Source organism: Pedobacter sp. B4419, from assembly GCF_059693725.1.
Map to the genome: position 1 here is coordinate 1267886 of NZ_JCASSL010000002.1, position 23349 is coordinate 1291234.

The 23349-nt window shown below is 41.8% G+C and carries 21 protein-coding genes; 11 read left to right on the plus strand and 10 right to left on the minus strand.

The features are described 5' to 3' along the window. Positions 1-76: 76 nt before the first annotated feature. On the minus strand, positions 77-526 hold the full coding sequence (locus AC570H_RS17030) for a protein-disulfide reductase DsbD domain-containing protein (protein WP_497357000.1): 450 nt from the start codon (positions 524-526) through the stop codon (positions 77-79). 169 nt (positions 527-695) lie between these two features. Between AC570H_RS17030 and AC570H_RS17035 the strand changes: the two genes are divergently transcribed. Together AC570H_RS17035 and AC570H_RS17040 are read left to right on the plus strand one after the other, a co-directional pair. Then, positions 696-2156, plus strand: a complete 1461-nt coding sequence (locus AC570H_RS17035) for a sensor histidine kinase (protein ID WP_497357002.1) — start codon at positions 696-698, stop codon at positions 2154-2156. Next, positions 2143-2838 (plus strand): response regulator transcription factor, encoded by a 696-nt coding sequence (locus AC570H_RS17040; protein WP_497357004.1) that lies wholly within the window; start codon positions 2143-2145, stop codon positions 2836-2838. Before AC570H_RS17035 ends, AC570H_RS17040 begins: the two co-directional genes overlap by 14 nt. A gap of 20 nt (positions 2839-2858) precedes the next feature. Here the strand turns inward: AC570H_RS17040 and AC570H_RS17045 are convergent, their stop codons facing one another. Genes AC570H_RS17045 through AC570H_RS17060 form a run of 4 tightly spaced genes read right to left on the minus strand, consistent with a single transcriptional unit; the run spans position 2859 to position 5314 of the window. Next, entirely contained in the window at positions 2859-3905 is a 1047-nt protein-coding gene (locus tag AC570H_RS17045; RefSeq protein ID WP_497357006.1) for an acyltransferase family protein, read from the minus strand. 23 nt (positions 3906-3928) lie between these two features. Further along, entirely contained in the window at positions 3929-4516 is a 588-nt protein-coding gene (locus tag AC570H_RS17050) for an ankyrin repeat domain-containing protein (RefSeq protein WP_497357008.1), read from the minus strand. Positions 4517-4548: 32 nt separating this feature from the next. Beyond that, positions 4549-4755, minus strand: a complete 207-nt coding sequence (locus AC570H_RS17055; protein ID WP_497357010.1) for a helix-turn-helix domain-containing protein — start codon at positions 4753-4755, stop codon at positions 4549-4551. 4 nt (positions 4756-4759) lie between these two features. Continuing rightward, on the minus strand, positions 4760-5314 hold the full coding sequence (locus AC570H_RS17060; RefSeq protein ID WP_497357012.1) for a DUF2975 domain-containing protein: 555 nt from the start codon (positions 5312-5314) through the stop codon (positions 4760-4762). Between the two features lie 199 nt (positions 5315-5513). Here AC570H_RS17060 and AC570H_RS17065 point away from each other — a divergent pair, with 199 nt between their 5' ends. Beyond that, complete coding sequence (locus AC570H_RS17065; protein WP_497357014.1) at positions 5514-7184, plus strand: MutS-related protein; 1671 nt, start codon at positions 5514-5516, stop codon at positions 7182-7184. A 6-nt stretch (positions 7185-7190) separates the two neighbouring features. On the opposite strand, the gene AC570H_RS17070 is transcribed toward AC570H_RS17065, so the two are convergent. The 3 genes from AC570H_RS17070 to AC570H_RS17080 form a co-directional block, all read right to left on the minus strand. Beyond that, positions 7191-8654 (minus strand): serine hydrolase, encoded by a 1464-nt coding sequence (locus AC570H_RS17070; RefSeq protein WP_497357016.1) that lies wholly within the window; start codon positions 8652-8654, stop codon positions 7191-7193. Positions 8655-8734: 80 nt separating this feature from the next. Next, entirely contained in the window at positions 8735-9433 is a 699-nt protein-coding gene (locus AC570H_RS17075) for a LytR/AlgR family response regulator transcription factor (protein WP_497357018.1), read from the minus strand. Next, on the minus strand, positions 9430-11103 hold the full coding sequence (locus AC570H_RS17080) for a histidine kinase (RefSeq protein ID WP_497357020.1): 1674 nt from the start codon (positions 11101-11103) through the stop codon (positions 9430-9432). Before AC570H_RS17080 ends, AC570H_RS17075 begins: the two co-directional genes overlap by 4 nt. 109 nt (positions 11104-11212) lie before the next feature. Here AC570H_RS17080 and AC570H_RS17085 point away from each other — a divergent pair, with 109 nt between their 5' ends. The 3 genes from AC570H_RS17085 (at position 11213) to AC570H_RS17095 (ending at position 17565) form a co-directional block, all read left to right on the plus strand. After that, positions 11213-13594, plus strand: coding sequence for a TonB-dependent receptor (locus AC570H_RS17085; protein WP_497357022.1), 2382 nt, complete (start codon positions 11213-11215; stop codon positions 13592-13594). A 526-nt stretch (positions 13595-14120) separates the two neighbouring features. After that, entirely contained in the window at positions 14121-14918 is a 798-nt protein-coding gene (locus AC570H_RS17090; RefSeq protein WP_497357025.1) for a CPBP family glutamic-type intramembrane protease, read from the plus strand. Positions 14919-15036: 118 nt separating this feature from the next. Beyond that, on the plus strand, positions 15037-17565 hold the full coding sequence (locus AC570H_RS17095; RefSeq protein ID WP_497357027.1) for a phosphocholine-specific phospholipase C: 2529 nt from the start codon (positions 15037-15039) through the stop codon (positions 17563-17565). Between the two features lie 69 nt (positions 17566-17634). Here the strand turns inward: AC570H_RS17095 and AC570H_RS17100 are convergent, their stop codons facing one another. Both AC570H_RS17100 and AC570H_RS17105 read right to left on the minus strand, forming a co-directional pair. After that, positions 17635-18339 carry a cell division protein ZipA C-terminal FtsZ-binding domain-containing protein gene (locus AC570H_RS17100; RefSeq protein WP_497357029.1) on the minus strand — a complete coding sequence of 235 codons (705 nt, stop codon included), beginning with the start codon at positions 18337-18339 and terminating at the stop codon, positions 17635-17637. Positions 18340-18378: 39 nt separating this feature from the next. After that, positions 18379-19350: a hypothetical protein gene (locus AC570H_RS17105; RefSeq protein WP_497357031.1), complete on the minus strand. Its 972-nt coding sequence runs from the start codon at positions 19348-19350 to the stop codon at positions 18379-18381. A gap of 374 nt (positions 19351-19724) precedes the next feature. Here AC570H_RS17105 and AC570H_RS17110 point away from each other — a divergent pair, with 374 nt between their 5' ends. The 5 genes from AC570H_RS17110 to AC570H_RS17130 all read left to right on the plus strand — a co-directional run bounded on the left by AC570H_RS17110 (position 19725) and on the right by AC570H_RS17130 (position 23349). Beyond that, on the plus strand, positions 19725-19964 hold the full coding sequence (locus tag AC570H_RS17110) for a hypothetical protein (RefSeq protein WP_497357033.1): 240 nt from the start codon (positions 19725-19727) through the stop codon (positions 19962-19964). 361 nt (positions 19965-20325) lie between these two features. Beyond that, complete coding sequence (locus AC570H_RS17115) at positions 20326-21987, plus strand: tetratricopeptide repeat-containing sensor histidine kinase (protein WP_497357035.1); 1662 nt, start codon at positions 20326-20328, stop codon at positions 21985-21987. A gap of 12 nt (positions 21988-21999) precedes the next feature. Continuing rightward, positions 22000-22662, plus strand: a complete 663-nt coding sequence (locus AC570H_RS17120; RefSeq protein WP_497357037.1) for a DNA-binding response regulator — start codon at positions 22000-22002, stop codon at positions 22660-22662. A 225-nt stretch (positions 22663-22887) separates the two neighbouring features. Continuing rightward, complete coding sequence (locus AC570H_RS17125; protein ID WP_497357039.1) at positions 22888-23115, plus strand: hypothetical protein; 228 nt, start codon at positions 22888-22890, stop codon at positions 23113-23115. A 3-nt stretch (positions 23116-23118) separates the two neighbouring features. Next, entirely contained in the window at positions 23119-23349 is a 231-nt protein-coding gene (locus AC570H_RS17130) for a hypothetical protein (protein WP_497357041.1), read from the plus strand.

Below are 23349 nucleotides of genomic sequence, written 5' to 3' on the forward strand. Positions count from 1 at the left end.
TGCACAGGTCTTTGAATTGTCCCTAAACAACCAACTATCATAGCCTGCGCAGCTGTGGAAAAGCGTAGGTAGATGATTAATCTATTTTGATGTCGAAGGCTATATTCTCTGGCATTAAGCACACTTTATAATCGCAAGGGCTATAATCTACCTTGCATTTGACGGTGATGGGCAAGGCATTTTTCAGTTTGATCTTTTGCTGAAAGCTGGCTGTTTTTTCGAAGTAGCCTATATCCATTTTAAAAGCACTTGAATATGCTATCAAGGGCGCTGATTCTGTTGCTTTTCCTACAAGCTCGTAGCCTTCGGAAGGCGTAAAGGTAAAAGCTGTTTTTACTGGGCCACCATCTTTCACGAATTGTGAATAAATATGCCAGCCCGACTCTATATTGGCGGTAAATGTAATTACGGCTTCTGTATTGCTGATTTTCTTTACGCTATAGTCCCAACTAACTGGCGATTTTATCACCTGAGCCAGGGAAATTTGGCTAATGAACATTGCCATGATGATGAACCAATTTTTCATATTCTTTTTGACTTGTTGTGCTGAACAAAATTATCGTGAAAACAAACCTGAAGTGTTAACCCCCCTGTTAATCAGTGTTAACCAGTGTTAATTATTGAACATCTTGGTTAAGATCTCTTTATCTTTAGCCAATGAACCAACCGCTCTGGCTATTGATTGCCTTTAAAAAATGAAAAGAAAACTCCGATTAGTCATCTTGATAGCTTCGCTTGCCGGCGGAGGGATTATTTCTTTCCAGCTGTTCTGGATGTTTAATGCCTATAAGGTAAATGAAGACAGCTTTAACAAAACCGCATCGCTTGCCTTGCAACGCAGTATCGACAACTACCAATTGACCGGCTTGAAAAATTGCGACTGCATGCCCGAAGCAACCGTTACAAAAACCTATACTCAAGCCAATGATGATTCTATTCCGCCACAGGTGAAAAAACAGCTGAAAAAGCTGCAAGAAGAAATGGAAAAAGGCAATTTCTCCAAAAATGGACAGGTCGTTATACACGATACCATCCACATCTCCTCTCAGATAAAATCTAAAGGAGGAAAGTCTGGCCAAATCAATAAAAGCTTTTCCCAGTTTGACTTAAATAACGATAGCACGATTTCAAAAATGTTCTTGCGCTTGATTGCCCAAGCTAAGAATGAACCCATTGCTTTAGATAGCCTGGCCAAAATCTATCAAAAGGAACTTGTAAAATCGAATATCGATTTATCGTTTAACCTCTCCTTCCTTAAAGGGCAACCCAAAACAGACGTGCCGCCTATTATTGGACAAACAGGTTTTTCGGGCAATAACGATAAGATACTGGCTTCTTTTCCAAACAGTTTCCGATGGCTGTTGTGGCGTACGTTAAGTCCGATTATCATTTCCTTCATCTTGATTTGCCTAACTGTAGGCGGCTTTTGGTATTTGCTGCATATCATTATGCACCAAAGGGAGCTAGACAATATGAAAAACGACTTCATTAACAACATGACCCATGAATTGCAAACACCAATTGCCATTTTAAGATCGACCCACGAAGCGCTCAGCGAGTTTGGCGAAGCAAAAGATGCAGAGAAAACCAGTCGTTACCTGAAAATGAACATGACGGTAATTGATAAACTGTCCAAAGATGTAATCCGCATACTCGATATCAGCGATTACGAAAAACAGGAGATTATTCCATCCTTAGCTACAATTAACCTTAAGCAGCTTATTGAAGAGGTTGTGGCTAGGTTTGCGCTGAACGGCCAGGGCAAGATCAACTTCAGTTACCATGCCGAAAACGAATCGGTAGTTACGGAAGCTTATGCCATTGATACCATCGTATCTAACCTCGTTGACAATGCACTGAAATATGCGAAGGATAAGGCAAGCGAAGTGTGGGTTAAGATCGATTCTTTTCCTCATTATTGGCAGCTGCAGGTACGGGATAATGGCATCGGCATCCAGCCCAAATACCTGCCCTTTATTTTTGACAAGTTTTATCGCGTACCCACCGGCGACCTGCACAATGTGAAAGGCTACGGCTTGGGCTTAAACTACGTTAAGAAACTGGTAGAAATGTTAAAAGGAGAAATTAACGTAAGCAGCGAGCCGGGGCAAGGCACTACGTTTACCCTAAAATTTAAGCACTATGAAAAAAATTAAGCTCTTGCTTATTGAAGACGAGGAAATTTTGGCCCAAATAATCAAGGAAACCCTCGAAACCAGGGATTTTGAGGTAAACGTTGCTGTAAATGGTGTAGAAGGATGGAGTAAATTTCATGCAGATAAACCCGATATCTGCGTAGTTGATGTAATGATGCCCCGCAAAGACGGCCTCTCGCTGGTGGCTGATATGAGGAAAGTAGACGAAGATATCCCGATCATTTTTTTAACCGCAAAAGCCAAAACAGAAGATGTAATTAAAGGTTTGGAAACTGGTGCCGATGATTATATCAAAAAACCTTTTAGCATTGAAGAACTCATTTTAAGGATCAAACGATTGGTAAGAAAGGCGCAAACCGCCGAAAGCACAGCCAGCCCGACCCAATTTACTGGCACCACCATTGGCCAGTACGCCCTTAACTATACCCGGTTGCAGCTGTGCTACGGCACCGAGGTGGTTAATCTTTCCCAGCGGGAAGCAGATTTGCTGCATATACTGCTAGCGCATAAAAACTTGCTGCTCGACAGGAGGGTTGCCTTGCTAAAAATTTGGGGCGATGATAGTCCATTTCACGCCCGTACCATGGATGTTTACATTACCCGGCTGCGCAAGTATTTTAGACACGATCCGAACATCCAGATTTTAAATATCCGTGGCAAAGGTTATAAACTGCTAGAATAGATAAATGTGCAGGGGTCGCATCATTTCATTTTCAGTCCAAATAAAGGCCTGATCCATTTTACTCTTCTAATAATGAACTCATAAGTAACAAAGCTTCCGATGATCGTAAACAGAAAAACCAGTATAAATTGGAGGTGAACCTCAATAGCTAAGGGAAAAAACAATACAGCACCCAAAAAAAGAAATAACATATGAAGTATGTAAATTGGATATACCGCTTGGCTTAAATAGTTTAACACTTTGCTTGGCCGATTAAGGTATTTATATCCAAAAGCAAATACGGAAAATATCCAGAAATTTGACTCGATGGCCAATTGATAGTTGGGCACACGCATAGAGGGTTGCAAGAACCTATGCGCATACAATGCTAAGGCAATTACCAGAAACAGCCATCGCCATTTTAAAAGCATTTCCCAAAAAACAGCCCCGCTCAGCACGAAACAAAATCCAAAGAAAAATGCCAATAGCCCCAAGAAAAAGCCATGCCAAGTCACGGCGAACAATTCGTATAAATTTGGATTAAGCCAAAACGCCTCAATAACAAAGGCAAGAACAACCACAACTAATCCGAATGGTGTACGCCATAATTTTTGCAAGCCTTTAATCAATTTTTCATTTCTTTTGAGGTAAAAGAAAACGGGCAAGAATAGAAGTACGTAAATAAAGATATTGCCCAAAAACCATAAATGTGCCGGATTGGGACTATAGTTTAACTCATGTTGGTAATAACCCTGCAACAGGTAAATGTGCAGTGGAACAATAGTAAAAACACCAAACAGAAAGGGGATAAGTATTCGTTTTGTCCGTTCTTTGAGCAGTTGTTTCCAGCTTCTATTTTGAATCGCAAAATACACGCCCATTCCAGATACGAAAAACAAGAGCGGTATCCGCCATATGTTAAGCGCAGTCATGGGAATCCATAACGATTGCCACGACTGTTTGGCAACGATAAACCCGATCATTATTCCCCATGGCTGAAAGCTAATGGCAACATGATAAAGGAGGAGCAGGCCAATGGCAATTACCCTTAACCAATCAATATCGTATCTTCTGTTATTTGCCAACATTTCGTTTTTTTAATAAGACACGCTTATTTTAATAAGGTTGCAACTTCTGGCCTGGTTTTTTCCAGATAGGCAAAGTCCAATTTAAGGCCCATTGGTTCGAGTATTTTGCCAAGTGCTTCATAAGTACTTTTCACCGTGGCAAATGGAGCAGCTACAGTCTCATAGGCAGTTTGGCTATACTTGTTCTTGATACTTTTATCAGCCCCCTTTTCCAATAACATCTTCACAATTGCAGGCCTGCAAAAGAAAGCGGCTGTATGAAGGGCAGTAGAGCCATCATTATTTTGAAAATTAATATCGGCACCAGCATCGATCAGGGCTTTGGCCATGTCTGGCTTATCAAATAAAGCCGCGGTAATTAATGGGCTAGAGCCACCTATTGGATCTTTCTCGTTCAGGTTGCTTCCGGCTGCAATATGTTGCTTTAGTGCTTCGAGGTTATTGGTGAGCACAGCGGTATGAATATCAATTTTGGGTTTCTCTCCTGTTTTTGTGGAAGCAGTATCCTTTTTAGGATCCGTATTGTTGTTGCATGAGACTGCAAATAGCAGTACGCCCAATACCATAGCCTTAGCCAATGCATTTAATAAAATGCCTTTCTGTGTTTTCATAATCAGGTTTTTTTAATTAAAAGTTTTAGATTTTATTTCTTGGAATACTCCAAAATATCTGCGGGTTGGCAATCGAGCGCATCGCAAATGGCATCGAGCGTGCTAAACCTAATGGCCTTTGCCTTGCCGGTTTTGAGTATAGAAAGATTGGCCAGCGTTAGTCCCACTTTTTCCGAAAGCTCGTTCAGCGACATTTTCCGCTTGGCCATCATTACATCTAAATTTACAACAATAGGCATAGCGTTATATGGTTAATTCGTGTTCAGACTGGATCTCTATGCCTCTCTTATAAATCTGTGCAATTACAAAAAGTATCACGGCCATAAACAGCCATACATCTGCCCCGCCCAAACGCATATATTCGATGTCGGGCATTTTTACACCCTGCTTAACCATCCATCTGGCATAGTTAACACCACAATTGGCCAATGCTCCAATGGCCAGGGCGATATAAGACAGATTGAAAATAAAGCGCTTTACATCGTTATTGAAAGGTTGAGACAGGCTTAGTTTTTTATTGTGCAACAGTTTTACGATGAGGTAAAACAGCAAAGCCTTCATTACGGTTACGATACACATGATTGAGCTTATTATCAAATACCAAACCCGATCATATGCATGAAGGGCTTCTAAATTAGTCGGTTGCCAAAGCAACTTGATCTTGCTTTCATCAACAGTTAGCATTAAAATAGTATTGACGATGAAAGAGCCTGCATCAAAACATACCCCTATAAATATAATCCACGAGATCACATACAATACTTTTAACAGGTGCTGAGTTGTAATTTTGATTTCCATAATTGTTAATTTTTATAAATCATTAATCAAATATAGATAATTATTTATCGAAAAACAATAAATTATTTTTCATTTTCGATAAATCTTCGAAATTGATAATGCCAGCGCAGAAAAAATTTTTTCGTTGCGGGATAATAATTTTGTGATACAACAGTCCGATTGCCCAAAGTTTTTAGCTTTGTTGGGTAATTTCTTTTGTATGCCCTACTTAATTGTACTCCTTGTTCTATTGGCGCTCGTGGTTTTGTTTTTTAATTATAAAAGCAAACAAGACAAACAGAAGAAAAAAGAGGAACTGCTCAGTCAATGGGGAAAGCCGCTCGATGTTTCAAGAAATTTCAATCTCATTTCGGCTTATCATTTTTCTAAATACAATGAGCACAGTACGAATCTATCCGACACCATTGCTGCGGATATCGACTTAGAAAATCTTTTCGAATATGTAGACCGCAACCACAGCAGTTTGGGCCGGCAGTACCTCTACCATCAATTAAGGAGCAAGCAAGACATCAATGCTTTGCAAGCACTAGATGCGCTGAGCGAGAAATTTGGGAACGACCAGAAACTCCGCCTTGATGTCGCCGTAGAACTGGATAAGCTTGGCCATAAAAATGCCTATTATATTTACGAGCTTTTTACCAGCAGCTACCAGTCGTTGTATAGCAAAGGACTGAATTTATATGTAAGAGTAGCGGGTATTTTATGGCTTGCCTTTTTAGCCTTGCTCATTGTCTACCAGAGCCAGGTTTTCTTTTTGGGCCTATTGGGATTAACCCTTTTCAATTTTTACCTGCATTACAACAACAAGAAAAAGATTTCGAGCTATGTACATTCGCTCCCGCAGCTTTACACACTGATTAACACCACCAAAAAACTCCTTAAATTAACGGCTACACAAAAGGCCGATCAGGTAACACAAAGCCTCAACAATTTAAAGCCGCTGCAACGTTCGTTAAGCTATGTCAATTTTCAGAACAATGTTGATCGTGATCCAACCGATATCAGTGCCGGAGTTTTAGAGTTGATCAAAACCCTGTTGGTTATCGAACCTTTGATGTTTTTGATTTCGGTAGATCGGGTTAACCAGCAACGCCAAAATATTGAAACCTTGTACAACTATGTGGCCGAAATAGACTTGGCCATTTCCATCCAATCGCTAAGAGCGGGATTGCCTTATTACTGCAAACCCAAACTCATTGAAAATGGACAGGAGCTAAAAGTAGAAGAGCTTTATCATCCTTTAATCGAAGATTGCGTAGCCAACTCCATTACAGCCAGCACCAAGCAAGGCGTGCTGATTACAGGTTCGAACATGTCGGGCAAAACTACCTTTATCCGTTCCATTGCCATTAATGCCTTGCTGGCTCAAACTTTATACACTTCTTGCAGCCAACATTACGAAGCACCTTTTATGCAGCTGTTTACCAGCGTGCGCAACAGCGATGATTTAGAAGAACATAAAAGCTATTTTAAGGCCGAAGCCATGGCCATGCTGCACATTATAGAAAACAGCCAGGCTTTGCAAAGCCGTAACCTGATTATTATCGACGAGATTTTTAAAGGCACCAATACCATTGAAAGGGTGGCTGGCGCTAAAGCTATTCTGTCTTACCTTAACGCCCATCAGAATTTTACCTTCGTCTCAACCCACGATCTGGAATTGGCCGAACTGCTTGGCGAAGAGTATGCGGTTTATTCTTTTGAAGAGGTAGTGGCCGATACACGTTTGGTATTCGACTATAAAATCAAACCGGGCTTGCTCAAAAACAAAAATGCCATTGCTATTTTATCCTCACTGGGCTTTCCGCCAGAAATTGTAGCCAATGCCAACGAAATCAGTACTGCCTTGCGAGAGAAATACCAATTATAAGCTGGTTTATTTTTTCAATGCTTCCAACTGCTTTACGGCATTGCTGTTTTTGGGATCAAATTTTAAAGACTGCTGATAGTTATAAATTGCCAATTCTTTATTGCCTGCATTTTGGTAAGCTTCGGCCAAACTATCAAAAGCATTGCCACTCTGTGGATAGAGGTAAACATTCAGCTTAAAAATCTCCAGGGCTTCTGCCGGCTTTTGCTGCGAAACCAACATATAACCCCAAGCATTAACTTCGTTCTCAGCTAATGCATAATTAGCGTTTTTTCTTTTCTCCTCATTCACTACATCAATGGCGTGCGTAAAACCTCGCTTAAGCAAAACGCTCCTTAGTTGTTTAATTGTGGGAGGCAAGCCAAAACCATTCTCGGCAAGCAGGTCTGGAATATAGTGGCCAGCAATTTCATCTATAAAACTTTCTGGACTTGAGCCCAGCATATTGGTGAGCACAATCACGGTCAAATCATCTTTGGGATAAACAAATATACCTGAACGGCCTCCGCCAATAGGGGCAATTGCGGGGTGCGCTTCGCGTTGGATCACTGGTGTACCCAAGGCATAACCATTTAAAAAAGAGCTAAACCCTGCGGTTTTTCCATTGTTCAATAAACCAGGCGTCCATAAGGTTTGTAGGCTGTTTTTTTGCTGAAACAGTTGGCCTTTTTGCAGGGCGATGATCCATCTGGCCAGTTCTTCGGAAGTTGAATTCATGCCTGCGGTTGTACGCAAAAATGGAGGTACCTCTTCGAAAACATTGCCGATCTCTCTGGTACGTGTCATTTCGCCATCCACTTTGTGAAAAAAGGTATAGCCCCTGGCTTGATGCGGAATAACGGTGTGCGCATCGCCAAAACAGGTGCCTTTTAAACCTATTACATCGAGCTGTTTTGCTTTGATGAATTCGGCAAAAGGTTTGCCACTTAGTTTATCGATGATTTTGCCGATGAGCAGGTAATTGGTTTGGTTATAGCTGAAACGTTCTCCGGTTTTAAACTCCATGGGCATCGTCTGTACTTTTTGCCAGGCTGCTTTTTCCATTCCTTCGGGTACCGCATCGTCACCAAAAATTTCGGGCAGGCCCGATTGGTGACTCAACAGCTGCTTGATTTTTACGGCGCGCCAAGCTTCGGGCAAGCTATCTAAATAAGTGGCAACAGGCTTATCCAAATCTAGTTTCCCTTGTTCTACCAATTGCATTACAGCTATCCCTACAAAGGCTTTGGTAATCGAGTTAATTGGAAACAAAGTTCTGTTGGTAACCGCTATCGAATCCTGGATATTGGCCAAACCGTAATTGCTGAGCTTGATGATTTTCCCCTGCTGTACCACGGCCAATTGCAAACCCGGAATATGCCGTTCTTGCATGATGGTTTTGATATATTGATCTAATTTAGCGCTGGAAGCTTGCCCAAAAGCAAGCGAGAAATTCAAAAAAAGAAAAAAGAGGAGCAGGATCCGTTTCATAAACCATAAGGGGAATCGACATCAATTATACAAAATAAGCTTAATCATCGGCGAAAGGTAAGTTTAATTTTACCAAGGCATCAGATCATCTTTTCCCTTAATTCCTTGTACCTCGACCGGCCGATAGGCAGCGTTTCGCCATTGGCCAATAACAAATTGTAGCGCCCACCGGCTTCTACTACTATTTTTTCGGCCTGATTTAAGGGAACGATGTAGGATTTATGGATGCGTTCAAAAGAGCTGGGCAACAGCTGCTCAAGGGCTTCGAGCGATTTGTCATGCAGTTCTTGCTTGCCATTGCGCAAATGCAATTCGCTGTAGATCCCGGCACCTTTAATGTAATGAAGCTCATTGATATCAATCAGCCTGATATTGCCTGCTTTCTTTACTGCCAGGTATTTAATAGGACCACCTGTTTTTTTGTCGCTGGCCATTGCCCTTCTAAATGCCTGAAAAAGCCTTTCTTCATCGAATGGTTTGGGCACAAAATCAATTACGCCATAGGCAAAGGCCGTAATGGCCTTATCGGTATAGGCCGAAACAATAATGGTATGGAATGCGCCTGCCACCACGGCGCCTAAAATATCAAATCCATCTTCACCATTGAGATTCAGATCGAGCAGCAACACATCTATCGGATGCCTTTCAATATAGGCCAAGCCTTTTTGCAGCGAATCGCAAACAGCCAATGTTTCCAGTTCCTGCGCAAAAAACTGGGTGGCGATGCGTTGCAGCCTTTTGGCAATTCTTTCTTCGTCTTCAATAATCAGTATCTTCATTTGGCTTCCTTAATTTTGATGTTGCTTTGCCAGCCTGTTTCGGTCGCGCCCGATGTGAATTCCCAATCCTGGCCGTAGCTTTCGGTTAACCTGGCCTTGATGTAATTAAAGCCGTTGCCCCCAATCCGTGTTTTCGATTTTATCCTGTTCTGTGCAAAGGTTTCAAACACATATACCTTAAAGCCGTTGGCCACCGAGTAGCTCAGTTTGAAAAGGATACGGCCATCACGCGGCATGCTATGGGTGATGCCGTTTTCTAACAACGTATGGAAGATGGCCGGCGGAACCAATTCGGTGGGCACGATGCCTTCTTCTTCCCATTCATAGGCAATTTCCTTACGAAACTGCATCACAGACAAATGCGCCTTGCACAGCTCGATTTCCTTACCGATGGGGATCAAGGCCTCTTCGGCAATGCTGTTCATGATGTCAAATTCTTTGGAGAGCGAATGCAGAAATTTTACACCCTGTTGGGGCGATTCCTCTACCCAGTCGATCAAAGACATCAGCGTATTTTTAAGAAAGTGTGGCTGGATGTTTTTCTTAACCAGGTCCAATTGCAAACGGGCCGAAAGCAACAAGGAGGCCTCATGCTCTTCTTCTATGGTTCTGGCGCGTATGGCATACAGGTAGAGCATACACAATACGATGATTGCAAAACTGATAAACAAGCTAAAATCATAATAAAAGAAATAGTTGATCACCACACGTGCGATTAAACAAAATAACACTACCCAAGCGCCTTTTTCTTTTCGAACAATAGCCTCGATTACTACCAGAACGGTAGTAATCCACATTGTGTAACTGTAATAAACAGCAGTAATATCATAATGCCCAAAATTAAGCAGGTATATGGCAACCAGTGCGCAAAGCAACAAACCCAATAGCCAAAGCTTTTTTTTAAAGCCGAACTGCAGGCAAAAGTACAAAGGCACCAGAAAGGCAAGCAGAAAAGTAAGCCAGCCGATCCCCTCGAGCCGTGCATAAAAATAATTGTAGGGAATGGTTACATAGAATTTCAAGTACTCTAAAATGAGCAGCGCAAAAAACAAGAAGCAGATCAGGGCAAAGATCAACACAGGAAATTGCTTGCGCCTGCTGCTGATATAGATAAAGAAATAGTAGATCGCCGCGATCAAAAAAGCACCTGCGATGAGGTTCATAAAGGCAGCCCCCATCAAAGGCAGCTTCAACATCTCGGTATAAACCTGAAGCTTAATGTCGACACCTCGCTGCTCGGCCTGCTGGTAGGCCTGGGTTGCCCTTAAAGCTACCACATGCTGGCCTTCGCTAGCCAGCGAATCGGGCACCATATAGCAAGATCCTTCTGTTCCGGCAACCTCTGGCTTTCCGGCTTGTGCCAATTCGCCGTTACGGCCAAGGTAAATGCCATCCCAATAAACTTCAAAGGCGCCAAAGGCATGCACTTCTAGGCCTATGGCTTCTGTTTTGTTTGGCCGTTTTTGCAGGTCCATTTTAAAACGTACCCAAAATACTTTGTCGTTGGTAAGGCCTCTGGCATCTTCCCAATTGGTATCTATATAGTTTTTGTTGGCCCATTGCCTGTCATCGCCTATACGAAACTTGGGTTCCGATGCCTCGTGAATCACTAGCTGCCTTTTGCAAGAGGCAAACAAAAGCAAGGCAACGATAAGGAAGAGCTTATTCATAATGTAAAGTTAGCATAAAGATAGAGGCAACAAGTGCATTTGAAAAGGATATGGAGCCGTTGGCATGTTTTTCTTAGGCCAGACAAATTCCATGGGCTAATCTTGCTTCATGAAACGAATAATTTTGCTCTGCATAGGCCTGTTTTCTTGCGCCTCACTAATGGCCCAAACTACCAAAAAGGTAGTACATGGCCTCATTAAAGAAAAATCATCTCAAACGGCTATGCCTTATGTAACCGTTACCGTAAAAAACGAAAACACTAAAATAATAACCGGAAGCATTAGCGACGATAAAGGTGCCTTTGCATTAGATTCTATTCCAACAGGCAACTTAACCATCGAGTTTAGTTTTATGGGCTACCAGCCTATTATCCAGCCCCTGAAGGTAGCGACAGGTGGAGGCCGAATGGACTTAGGTACGATTTACCTCGAACCCGATCCTAAACTGTTAAAAGAAGTAGCCATTGTGGGCGATAGGCCGGCCATAAGTTTACAATTGGACAAAAAGGTTTTTACCGCCGGAAAAGACGTGCTGTCGCAAACAGGTTCGGCTGTCGATTTGTTGAACGGCGTGCCTTCGGTAAGCGTAAGTCCAACAGGAGTAGCCAGCTTGAGGGGCAACAGCAATGTTTTGGTGCTGATTAATGGCCGAAGAACCGGCCTTACCGCAGCCAATGCACTAGAACAACTGCCGGCCGACCAGATTAGCCAGGTTGAAGTGATTACCAATCCCTCTTCCAGGTACGATGCCACCGGATCGGCAGGGATCATCAATATCATTTTAAAGAAAAACCGAGCCGCTGGTTTTAACGGACAGCTGCGATTGGTGGGTGGCATTCCGAACGAAACCCGCATTATGCCCAGCATCAATTACAAATCTGAAAAACTGAACATCTTCTCTACTTTCGGCATCCGCTTATCTGATTATGTGGGATTGTATACCACCGATCAATCGGTTCGCAACAACGGCGTTACCACTCGCCTAAACCAGCGCAACGACGAAAAGCGTCATGATGATGGCAAACTGCTCTACGTTGGTGCCGACTACCAGCTCAATGAACACAACACACTCACCGCTGCTTTTTTAAAAAATGCCACCAAAGATCATGACAAAGTGGGATTGGGCTACAATTATGCAAGCAGCAGCCTCGATAGCAGCCTGCATCGCAATGGCGAATCGTTTGAGAACAGAAACTATAACCAGATAGAGTTTAACTATACCAAAACCTTTAAGCAACCCATCAAAAAATACACGATAGACATGCAGTACGATTTCTGGAACAGCGACAAGGAATGGAATTTGAACACACAAAAAACGTTTCCCGCATTGGAAAACTTACCTGGAATTCGCACCAGTTCTATAGGGGCCAGCAAAGATTTGATGGTACAAACCGACTTTGTACAGCCGTTAGACAGCAACTCGCGATTAGAAGTAGGCCTAAAGGTAGAAAACCGCAGCGTTACTTCCGATTTTAAGGCCGAACAGCAGGCTGGCGATGCGTGGAACATCCTCGAGAACATTGACAACAAATTGGCTTACCGCGAACTGATTGGCGCTGCCTATGCCCAAGTAGCCAGTAAGCTGGGTGGTTTTTCTTATCAATTGGGTTTGCGCACAGAAATTACCCGTATTAAAATCGAAGACCGTATTGGCACCTATAACGACCGTAAAAATTATACCCGCTTGTTTCCTACGGTTAACCTGAGCTATCGCTTGGCCAAAGGCGATGCTGTTCAGGCCAGCTACAGCAAACGCATCAACCGGCCGTCGCTCAACAGCCTGTATCCTTTTAACGAGCTTACCGACTACAACTCGCGCTACATGGGCAACCCCGAACTCAACCCTTCCTATGCCCATGTGTTTGAGGTGGGCTACATCAAAAACTGGAGTTCGCTTACCTTCAATCCATCGGTTTATTACCAACAGAACAATGGAATTATTATCGATTATACTTTTAGAAACGAGAACCAGGTGTTTATTACCTCGCCGGTTAACATCCAAAGCGAAGTGCGCAAAGGCGTAGAACTTTCTTTGCTTTACAATCCCATCAAATGGCTGCAATTGAACCTGGAGATGAATGCTTTTAGCTTTAAGCAAAAGGGGCAATACCTATCGCAAAACTTCAACTACGAGGGCGACGCGCTTACCGGACGTTTGAGCAGCCAGCTGAAGTTTGCCAACAAGCTCAACTTCCAGGCCCGCTACAGTTTTACAGGTGCACAAAGCAATGCCCAAACGCATACGCAGGCAATCCATTACCTGGAGGTTGGATCGAGTAAAAACCTACTTAAAGATAGGGCTACTTTATTGTTCGATGTGGCCAATCTTTTTAACCTCCGCAAGTTTAAAAGTACCACCACTGGTGCGGATTATGTAATTAACCAAATGAGCAACCCTAATGCAGCCCGTTATCGATTGACCTTTGTTTACCGCCTTAACCTTAAAGAAAACCAGGCAATCAGGCAGGCAAAAACCGGTAACCGAAATTAATCATGGTTGGTCGGGATGTGTCATCCCGACCTTTTTAACTATGGATTTGTAATCCATTTTGACTTAAGCCCTTGTTGGTGTTCTTCACCAACAAACTTAAACACTTGCGAAGTTTTAAAAACCAAAATTGTGAGCCATCTTTGAAGCGCAACAGTGCTACAACAAGGAAAGCTACTCCGGCTTTCCGCTGTATCTTTCTTGCCTCAATGGCAAAAAAGGATGCCGCTCCAATCCGGGCTATTTAATCAGAGTCAGTGCAAACATAGCAGCAGAAACCGCTGTTCCTCAAACCCGATAGGATGGAAAGCCCGAAGCCGAGGTAGGAGGCGAGGACTTGGAAGGATAGCGGGACTAACCCTCAAATGAAATGGTGTTTTTGCTTTCCCAATAAAAACAATTGAACGCCACATCTTCCATCTTACCTTTCACATCTTATATTTCCCTCTTCCAATTAAAGAGCAGAATTGCACATGCTTGCAACCTTTTAAACAGTAGCTTCATCTTGTGAAAGGAAAACCCAACAACAATGATGAAAATTATCAAACAACATGAATTGCTGGCCAGCGAAAAACCAAGCATGGGCAGTACAATCCTCAAAGCCCTTATGGTGGTATTGACGCTGGCAGCTGCCTTACAAATCCGCGATATAACCAAATGGCTAGGCTTTAAAATCCCGGGCTTCCCTATTCCTTATGGTGGAGCTATTGCAGATAATTTGTTGGCGGTTTTGTTGGCCTTGGTGGTTGCGTATTTATTACTGGCCAAACCCAAAAGCGGTTTTTGGCGAGCTTTAGGCCTGCATTGGAATGGCTTTCGCGGACCTTTATTGGCGCTGGCGGCCACATCGCCTTTTTGGATCGGCTTGGGCATGCAATACAAGTTAAATCACGATTTAGGCATTGCAGATTTTCTCTACCTCTCGGTCGTATTTCCTTTTGCCGAGGAGCTAGTGTTTAGGGGCTTCGGATTCATCTTTGTGCGCAAGGCCCTGGGCTGGCATATTGTTCCTGCTATCTTATTCCAGTCGCTGGTATTTGGAGGCATCCATTGGCTGGGTATGGGTGGCGGTACGGCAATTGCGCTACAGGTATTTTGGATTACCTTTTTTGGAGGGATTTTATTCGCCGTGCTTAATCATTTAGATGACTATACCTTATGGAGTGGTTTCATTTTCCACGTTTCGCTCAACGCGGCCTGGAACGTATTTACCGTTTCTGATTCGGCGGCCACAGGCTGGGAAGGCAATCTGTTGAGGTTCGGCAGTGCCGTAATTGCAGTGTTGCTGTTAAAGTATGCAATGAAGAAAAAAAGACCGGAATATTAAGTTTTTGTTATGATTTAGTCCCGTAAAGATTTGGATAGTTAATGTTATTATTTTCGCGAACCATTAACTTTATATCAGGCGAGCAATTTTCCAAGCTCGATAACAATTATTCCAAATCATGGATACCAGAAGAGAATTTCTCCGCAAATCTTTGTTGCTTTCGGGCGCAGCAGGTGTGGCTACCGTAATGCCAGCATCAATTCAAAAAGCTTTAGCCATCAATCCAGCTCCGGGAAGCACCTTTTTGGATGCGGAACATGTGGTGATCTTAATGCAGGAAAACAGGTCATTCGACCATGCATTTGGTTCTTTGCAGGGCGTACGCGGCTTTAACGATCCAAGGGCAATTACCTTGCCCAATCAAAAGCCTGTTTGGTTTCAAACCGATGCGCTGGGAAACACCTACGCCCCATTTCGTTTAAACATCAAAGACTCAAAAGTAACTTGGATGGGCGATTTGCCACACTCGCGTGCCAGCCAGGTAGATGCCTATAACAATGGCAAATACGACCAATGGCTGCCGGCCAAAAAATCGGGTAATAAAACCTATGCGCAGCTGCCACTTACTTTAGGCCATTACGTGCGCGAAGATTTGCCATTTAATTATGCCTTGGCCGATGCTTTTACCATTTGCGATCAAAATTTCTGTTCGGCGATGACCAGTACTACACCAAATAGATCTTTCTTTTGGACAGGCAAAATAACGCAAGACCAGGATGGCATTCCGAAAGCAAACATCAGAAACGACGATTATTCTTATGGCAAACATACCTGGAAAACCTTTCCAGAATTGCTGGGAGAGAATAAGATCAACTGGAAATTCTATCAAAACGAAACGAGTTGTGGCGGTGGCTTTAAGGGCGAAGAGCGGGCTTGGCTAGCCAATTTTGGCTGTAATCTGCTGGAATTTTTTAGCGCTTATAACGTAAAGTTTAAAGATAAATACGTAGAAAGTCTGATCAAACAGGTGGAAACTTTGCCTGCAGAAATCACTAAACTTCAGGAAGCAAGTCCATCAAGCCAAGAAGCAACGGAAAAAATAAAAACCGATGTTAAAAACAAATCGAAGGCATTGGAAACCGCTACGGCCGAACTGGAAAAGTGGAACCAAAAGAATTTTGACAAGCTATCTGACGAGCAAAAAACCTTGTTCTACAGTGCATTTGTAGTTAACAAAAATGATCCCGACTACAGATCGATTGCTAAAATCAAATATAACGATGGCGCTCAAGAACGAGAAGTAACTGTGCCAAAAGGCGATGTGTTGCATCAATTTAGAAGTGACGTGGATTCTGGCAAATTGCCTACGGTATCGTGGCTGGCCGGACCACAGAATTTTTCGGACCATCCAAGTGCACCATGGTATGGAGCTTGGTATATTTCTGAGGTGATGGACATCCTGACCAAAAATCCAGAAGTGTGGAAGAAAACCATATTCATTGTCACCTACGACGAGAACGACGGTTATTACGATCACGTGCCACCTTTTTCAATTCCAGACAGCAAAAAGCCCGAAACAGGAAAGGTTTCTGAAGGAATAGATACAGAAATTGAACATGTTCGTTTGGCCAATGAGCTTAAACAAGGCATCGCAGAAAAACAGGCCCGCGAAGCACCGATTGGCCTAGGTTTTAGGGTACCAATGTTAATCGCTTCGCCTTGGACCAGAGGAGGAAAGGTTTGTTCCCAGTTGTTCGACCATACTTCTACGCTCCAGTTTTTAGAGGAATTTGTGAATAAAAAATACAGCAAAAACATCAGGCTTGACAACATTAGCCAATGGCGCAGGACCATTTCAGGAAACCTGACTTCAGCCTTTACGCCTTTCGATCCAAAAGCGGAAAAACTGCCTTTCTTAAATCGGAATACTTTTGTAGAAACCATTTTTAATGCAAAATTTAAGGAAGAACCAAGGGGATTTAAGCCAGTTTCAGATCAGGAACTCCAAAATGCGAAGGCCGGTCAATATGCAGGCTTAATGTCGCAACAAGAAAAAGGCATTCGCAAATCTTGCGCTTTGCCTTATCAGCTGGCGGCCGAAGGGATGTTGGCAGCCGATAAAAAGAGTTTTCAAATTAAAATGGCAGCTAAAAATCAGCTGTTCAATAAGCAGGCTGCCGGTTCGCCTTTCACGGTATATGCCCCTGGAAGTTTTAAAACCGATAAAGAACCTGCGCAAATTTGCAGGAATTGGTCTTTTGCCGTAAAAGCCAATGACGAACTGCAATATACTTGGCCTTTAAACGCTTTTGAAGACGGGAAATATCACTTGCGTTTAAATGGTCCGAATGGTTTCTTCCGTGAGTTCTCGGGTACAACCAACGATCCATTGTTAACCATTGGTATCGAAAACGAACTGAACCGTTTAACCAAAGCGCCAACCGGAAACATCAAGCTAAGCATCAAAAATGCGAGTGCGAATGCAGTCAATATTCAAATCACTGATTTGGGCTATAAAACCAATAACCTGCAAAAAACGATCAAACCCAAAAGCGAGGAAGTATTGATACTCAACCTTCAAGCTAGTTATGGCTGGTATGATTTTGAGATCAAAACCAGTGCAAACAATCCCTATTTCCAACGCTTTGCCGGACGAATAGAAACAGGCAAAGAAAGCTTTACCGATCCGGTAATGGGACGGGTTTAATAAAATATGCCCTATCATTTAAGCCACAGTCTCGATTTTATATCGAGACTGTGGCTTTTTTATGAACGGTTAGTAAACCTTCAACAATCTACTCGAACCTGGGATCATTCCTTTGCTTTTCATCTGATCTACAAGCAATTTCAAAGCTTTCTTCTCTTCAGTTTCGTTAAATGGCTTTAGGTTTTTGTCAAGGATCTTTCCGCCTAATCGTTTTTGGCTATACTTTACGGCAGCGATCATTGCGTCGAAAACATTTTCGGGATCGGCGTTTCTTGGTATAACAAATCCAAAAATCAAATCTCTCGGGTTCATTTCTCCGCTCTTCACCTTTTCTGGAAAGAAATATCCAGGCTCGGTGCTGGTCCACACGCTAAAGAGCTGCTGGTCGCCATAGTCGCTTTTATTGTTCCAGTGGAACAGGTCGCCATCTCCCCATTTTAATCCCAAGCTCTGTAATGCATCCCACATCAGCGCTCCTTTTATGGGCTTGTCGCCCTCTAAAATAATAATCGCATCCTGATCAAATTCGGGAATTGGTTTTTCTTTAACTGTTGTATCTCCCTCTTCTTCTCTGTTACTGGGTATTTTTATTTTGCCCGCATCCAAAACATACGAAACATCTTCAGAGGCCTTGTCTAGGCCCAGGTCTTTTACTCTTTTATCTGTTTCAGGGGCAGTCGTAAAGTAGATATTGCCGTTGCTTTTTGGCTTTTGCTTACAGCTCATCATTAATCCGAGGGTAATTATAATAGCGAGGTTAAATAGTTTATTCATGAGCAACAAAATGTTTGAAGCTAATTTAATAAACTAACGCTAGTGATGAAGCCATTTTTTCCTTTTCTTTCTCATCACCCGCACTACCACTAACCACCACAGTCCAACACTAAATAGCATTACAAGAGCTATGCCTCCAGCCCTTAACTGTTGCTTGAGCAAGGCCACCTCTTTCTTTTTTGGGATGTACGTATCATACATGTGTTGGCTCAATGGCTTTAATACACGATTGGTATCTAAAGGGTAACGGCCATTGACTGTAAAAATCTCAGGGTCGTTCTTTATTTTGATATACCAGACTTTGCCTATGTCGTTCTCTGTAAGTGTATCTGGGCGAGTAATCTTCCTTAAGTAATTCCATTCAAAATCATCAAAAGGGAGTCGGTTTTGTGCGGTACCGATTGCCAGATCGCAAGAAACAGCTTCATAATGATCGCCTGCCCAATACATACATTCTTTTTTTGTTGGCGGAATTCGCGAGAATGCTTTATCATGATAGAAAGTAAAATAGGCGATTGTGCTTTCTGCAATTAATAGGGTTGCGAGAATAACAAATGCTATAAATGGGATTTTTGGAGGTGGTGGAGGAGGTGGTGGTGGTGGTGGTGGATTTGTTGTAGATGTTGTTATTTCTCCTTTTTTCTCTAATTTTTTCTGTGCTATTTCCCAAGTCAAAGATGGCCTAGGCTTAAAATCTATCAGCCAAGCCAAAAGCTCAATAATTCTTTTATCTGGATTAGCTGTTTCTCTGAGTACAAATTTTTTAACTGGTCTAAACTTGTCAATATCGATAGCTTCAATAGCACGACTAAATCCTGTCACCTCATCCTTGGGTCCGAAAAAAGATCTCAGTATTTCATTGTCATCTTCCAACGGCCTCTCTCTATAAACCAATCTACATTCTTCGTACAAACTTCCAGGCGCTAGGTTAATTAAATTAATTGACAAGGTACCGTCTTCTTTTTTTTCATAGTAAGAATCTAGTACTACCTTCTTGTATTGATCAGACATTTTAAGAGAATTAATTCGATAAAATTAAAGCGGAATTTTCGGAATTTTTACGGCTTTCCGGAATTCTGAATGAATTTACGGAATTCGCGGAATTAATTAACTATAAGCCCTTTACCCATCTACATTTGTATCGTCATCAGTTCGAAGGTTGGTTTATAATCATCCTTCATACAAGAAAACTGATAACAACAATGAGCCGATATCGCGGTGGTTAGAACCTGGTTTGGGAAGCAGTGACTTGCTCCCGCGATTGAAACTCAAAACCTCTTCCCAAAAATTTCAGAAGGCCTTCTGATTTACAAACTGTAGCAACCCCAGCGATCGGATTCGCTGGGACCTACCCAAGTATTTCATGTTCTAAAATTTTTGTCAAAATGATAATTCCTATTTTCATAGCCATCCTGTTGGGATTGGTAAACCCTAGCACGCACACTTCAAAATGTGGCGGCACCGTAACCGTAAATACCACCAATGGCGATCCTAACGATCCAGGTGATCCAAACGACCCAAACAACCCAGGCAATGGGGGCACAGGTGACCCAGGAACTGGCGGTGGTTCAGGTGATGATGGTACAGGTGGCGACAATAGTCAACTACCCCCACCAAAGCCATAGGCCGTGATTAATTAAGGCAAGATAATCTTGCCTTAATTTTTATATTTGGAACTTAACCTTAAGAAATTATCCCTTATGTATCTTCCAATTATCATTGCTATTCTTTTAGGATTGGCATCTCCAAACATTAATACCAGCTCTAACAGTGGGGAAACTGTAAATGTAAACACAATTAGTGGCGAGCAGGATGATGACAGTACTGGACCAGGCGGCCCTAGTGGTGACAACGGTCAAACTCCTCCTCCAAAACCATAACAGAAATAGGCGATCCTAATCGCCTATTTTTTTTTGCTCTTAAAAGACAAAATTTTGAATAATATTCTTGCGGTTTATTTATCTACCTTAGGTTAAACGAAAAACAATGAAACGCCTCACCCTTCTCTCATTTTCTTTTTTATTCATTTTCTCTTGCTCAAAAAATCCTTCAGAGCAAAATAAACCAAGGAAAATAGACAATGTATTTTACGACAAAGCTTATAAGTTTAGAGATACGCTAGTAATATACGATAGTGCTTATTACTATTTCAATAAGGCCAAGGATGTCTTTTTAAAACAGAATGATAGCTTGAGAGCAGGCAAGTGCTTAGTAAATATGGCTATAATTTCAACTGATAAAGGTGATTATTTCGGTGGTCAAGAATTATCCCTAAGTGCTATTCCCTATTTTCATCCCGGGAGAAAAGATGACAGTGTTCTTATAAGATCTAATTTTAATAACCTTGGCCTCGCTTATTTCAACTTAAAAGAATACGCAAAGGCTATTGAATTCTACAATAAGTCCCTAGCCTTTACAGAAGACAGCATTTCTTTACCGGCCATTAAACTCAAGAACAATATAGCGAATGCATACCGTGAAAAAGGAGAATACAAAAAAGCATTAAACATTTACCAGAAACTTCTAGCACAAAAAATTGATGACAAAGACCAATATGCTCGTATTATAACGATTAATGGTATTACTAAATGGCTCCAAAACCCTAAGTATAATGCTGCTCCAGAACTTTTAAAAGCATTACATCTTCGAGAACAGGGAAATAATACGTTAAGTCTGCATTCAAGTTATGCACATTTAGCAAGCTTTTACACTAAAAAAAGGCCCGATTCCGCTCTTTTCTATGCACGTAAAATGTATTCCACAGCTAAAGAAATAAATAGCCCTGATGACCTTAGCCAAGCTCTTGAAAAATTAATTAAGCTTAGTCCGTCCGAAGCGACCAAATATTTTCAGATATATCAGCCTTTGAGGGATAGCTTAGAAACCGCTCGTAGTAATGATAAAAACCAATTTGCCCCAATTCGATATGAAATAGAAAAACATAGGGCAGACAATCTAAAATTACAAAAGGACAATGCCGAAAAAACCTATGTGGTTATCACGCTAGTTATCTTATTAGGTGCTGGCGTGTTTTGGTACCGCAAAAGAAAACAACGACTCCAAATGGAAGCCGAAAACACCATCAAGGAAAACAAGCTTAAAACTTATAAAAGAGTGCACGATGTGTTGGCTAATGGCGTATATCAATTAATGACCAAAGTGGAGCATCAAAAAGAAATAGACAAGGAGCATTTGTTAGATGATATGGAAGATTTGTATGAAAAAACACGTAACATCTCTTACGAAAGACCCGTGATCACCAGCATAGATTTTCATCAAAAAATAGCCGAATTGCTCAAATCATTTAATTCTGATCACATCAAAGTAATTGTTCTTGGAAATACCGAAGACTTATGGAAAAAGGTTAATCGCGAAGCAAAAGATGAAATATGGCACATTTTACAGGAGCTATTAGTCAACATGGACAAGCACAGCCAAGCAAGCGAGGTCACATTCGAGTTTGAAGAAAAGCAAGAAGAAATCCACATTTCTTATGAAGACAATGGCATTGGCATTAACGGCGCTGTAAAATCTGGCAATGGGCTAGAGAGTGCGGAAACCCGTATAAAAAACTTGGAGGGGCAACTTATTTTTGAAACCAAGACAGAGAAAGGAATAAAAATCCATCTCTCATTTCCTGTTTCATAAAAAAACTATCTTATGTTTAAAAAAGTATTAGTTGCCGAAGACCACGAATTAGCCAGTATTTCTGTTCGCACTACCTTAAAAGAACTCGAAATCGGCTTAGATGATACCGACTACGTTTTCCATTGCGACAATGCATTGGCACGAATTAGAAAGGCGGTTCACAGCGAAACCCCATATGAACTGCTCATCACTGATCTTTCCTTTGACCAAGACCATCATCAAGCGGCCATCACCAATGGAACAGACCTCATCAAGGCCGTTAAACAATTACAGCCTGATATCAAGGTTTTGGTATTCTCGATCGAAAACAGAATAACAAAAGCCAAGGAGCTGATGAACAGTTTGGGCATCGATGCCTATGTACCCAAGGCGCGTCGCGATGCACAAGATTTGAAGCTGGCCATTGCCCAAATTTTTGATGATAAAAAATACCTTTCGCCCAACCTCAGGCAAGAAGAAAAGTCGCACGATTTTACCGATCTAGACAAGGCCATTATCCGCCTGTTGCTCGAAGGCAAATCGCAAAAGCAGATTCCAAACCATCTTGAAGAAATGAAGTTTGGCGCATCGAGTTTGAGCAGCGTAGAGAAACGCCTCAAAGTAATGCGATCAGATCTGGACTTTAACAACAACGGCCAATTGATTGCCTATTGTAAAGAGCATTACATCATCTGATTTCAGTCTGTTTTTAGACTAAAGCCATCTTTCTATCCTGCAAGCCATCTCACCTGATTCCGAAATCGGCGATGGCTTTTTTGTGTTTATTTTTTAAGCTAAAAATACTTCACAATTCACTCAATATCAATTATTTGAAAAAATATACCCTCTACGGTTTCCCGTAAAAAACCCTTATTTAATCGCAATACTTTTGGAGAGTTAAACATTTAAAACTCTTTAAAAATGGAAAGATATAAAAATTACAGTGGGAGCTCCGGAGTTGCAGGATATGAATTTGGGAACGACTATATCTTGGTGCAATTTACAACAGGTAGCATTTATGAATATAGCTATTCAAGTGCAGGTTCTAGCAATATAGAAATGATGAAGTCACTTGCAATATCGGGAAGTGGCTTAAATAGTTTTATAATGAAAAATGTCCGCAAGAACTATTCTAGAAAAATAAGATAAAAGATGGAATATAAAGTAGTACCCTTCATCGCAACCTTTAATCAAAAGGAGTCAACCAGCGTGATTGCAAGACAATTGGAACAATTAATCGCTCAATTCACAGAAGAGGGCTGGACGTACATCAGATTAGAAAGTGTTTCTACCTACGTTCAGCCTGACTCTGGATGCTTTGGAATCGGTGGACAACCGGGTCGCATGACCTCTTATCAGATGGTTGTTTTTAGCAAAAATTAG

Bases quoted from the DNA above. Each gene is read 5' to 3' on its own strand.
- AC570H_RS17030 (WP_497357000.1), bottom strand. From the start codon at position 526: ATGAAAAATTGGTTCATCATCATGGCAATGTTCATTAGCCAAATTTCC.
- AC570H_RS17035 (WP_497357002.1), top strand. From the start codon at position 696: ATGAAAAGAAAACTCCGATTAGTCATCTTGATAGCTTCGCTTGCCGGC.
- AC570H_RS17040 (WP_497357004.1), top strand. From the start codon at position 2,143: ATGAAAAAAATTAAGCTCTTGCTTATTGAAGACGAGGAAATTTTGGCC.
- AC570H_RS17045 (WP_497357006.1), bottom strand. From the start codon at position 3,905: ATGTTGGCAAATAACAGAAGATACGATATTGATTGGTTAAGGGTAATT.
- AC570H_RS17050 (WP_497357008.1), bottom strand. From the start codon at position 4,516: ATGAAAACACAGAAAGGCATTTTATTAAATGCATTGGCTAAGGCTATG.
- AC570H_RS17055 (WP_497357010.1), bottom strand. From the start codon at position 4,755: ATGCCTATTGTTGTAAATTTAGATGTAATGATGGCCAAGCGGAAAATG.
- AC570H_RS17060 (WP_497357012.1), bottom strand. From the start codon at position 5,314: ATGGAAATCAAAATTACAACTCAGCACCTGTTAAAAGTATTGTATGTG.
- AC570H_RS17065 (WP_497357014.1), top strand. From the start codon at position 5,514: ATGCCCTACTTAATTGTACTCCTTGTTCTATTGGCGCTCGTGGTTTTG.
- AC570H_RS17070 (WP_497357016.1), bottom strand. From the start codon at position 8,654: ATGAAACGGATCCTGCTCCTCTTTTTTCTTTTTTTGAATTTCTCGCTT.
- AC570H_RS17075 (WP_497357018.1), bottom strand. From the start codon at position 9,433: ATGAAGATACTGATTATTGAAGACGAAGAAAGAATTGCCAAAAGGCTG.
- AC570H_RS17080 (WP_497357020.1), bottom strand. From the start codon at position 11,103: ATGAATAAGCTCTTCCTTATCGTTGCCTTGCTTTTGTTTGCCTCTTGC.
- AC570H_RS17085 (WP_497357022.1), top strand. From the start codon at position 11,213: ATGAAACGAATAATTTTGCTCTGCATAGGCCTGTTTTCTTGCGCCTCA.
- AC570H_RS17090 (WP_497357025.1), top strand. From the start codon at position 14,121: ATGATGAAAATTATCAAACAACATGAATTGCTGGCCAGCGAAAAACCA.
- AC570H_RS17095 (WP_497357027.1), top strand. From the start codon at position 15,037: ATGGATACCAGAAGAGAATTTCTCCGCAAATCTTTGTTGCTTTCGGGC.
- AC570H_RS17100 (WP_497357029.1), bottom strand. From the start codon at position 18,339: ATGAATAAACTATTTAACCTCGCTATTATAATTACCCTCGGATTAATG.
- AC570H_RS17105 (WP_497357031.1), bottom strand. From the start codon at position 19,350: ATGTCTGATCAATACAAGAAGGTAGTACTAGATTCTTACTATGAAAAA.
- AC570H_RS17110 (WP_497357033.1), top strand. From the start codon at position 19,725: ATGATAATTCCTATTTTCATAGCCATCCTGTTGGGATTGGTAAACCCT.
- AC570H_RS17115 (WP_497357035.1), top strand. From the start codon at position 20,326: ATGAAACGCCTCACCCTTCTCTCATTTTCTTTTTTATTCATTTTCTCT.
- AC570H_RS17120 (WP_497357037.1), top strand. From the start codon at position 22,000: ATGTTTAAAAAAGTATTAGTTGCCGAAGACCACGAATTAGCCAGTATT.
- AC570H_RS17125 (WP_497357039.1), top strand. From the start codon at position 22,888: ATGGAAAGATATAAAAATTACAGTGGGAGCTCCGGAGTTGCAGGATAT.
- AC570H_RS17130 (WP_497357041.1), top strand. From the start codon at position 23,119: ATGGAATATAAAGTAGTACCCTTCATCGCAACCTTTAATCAAAAGGAG.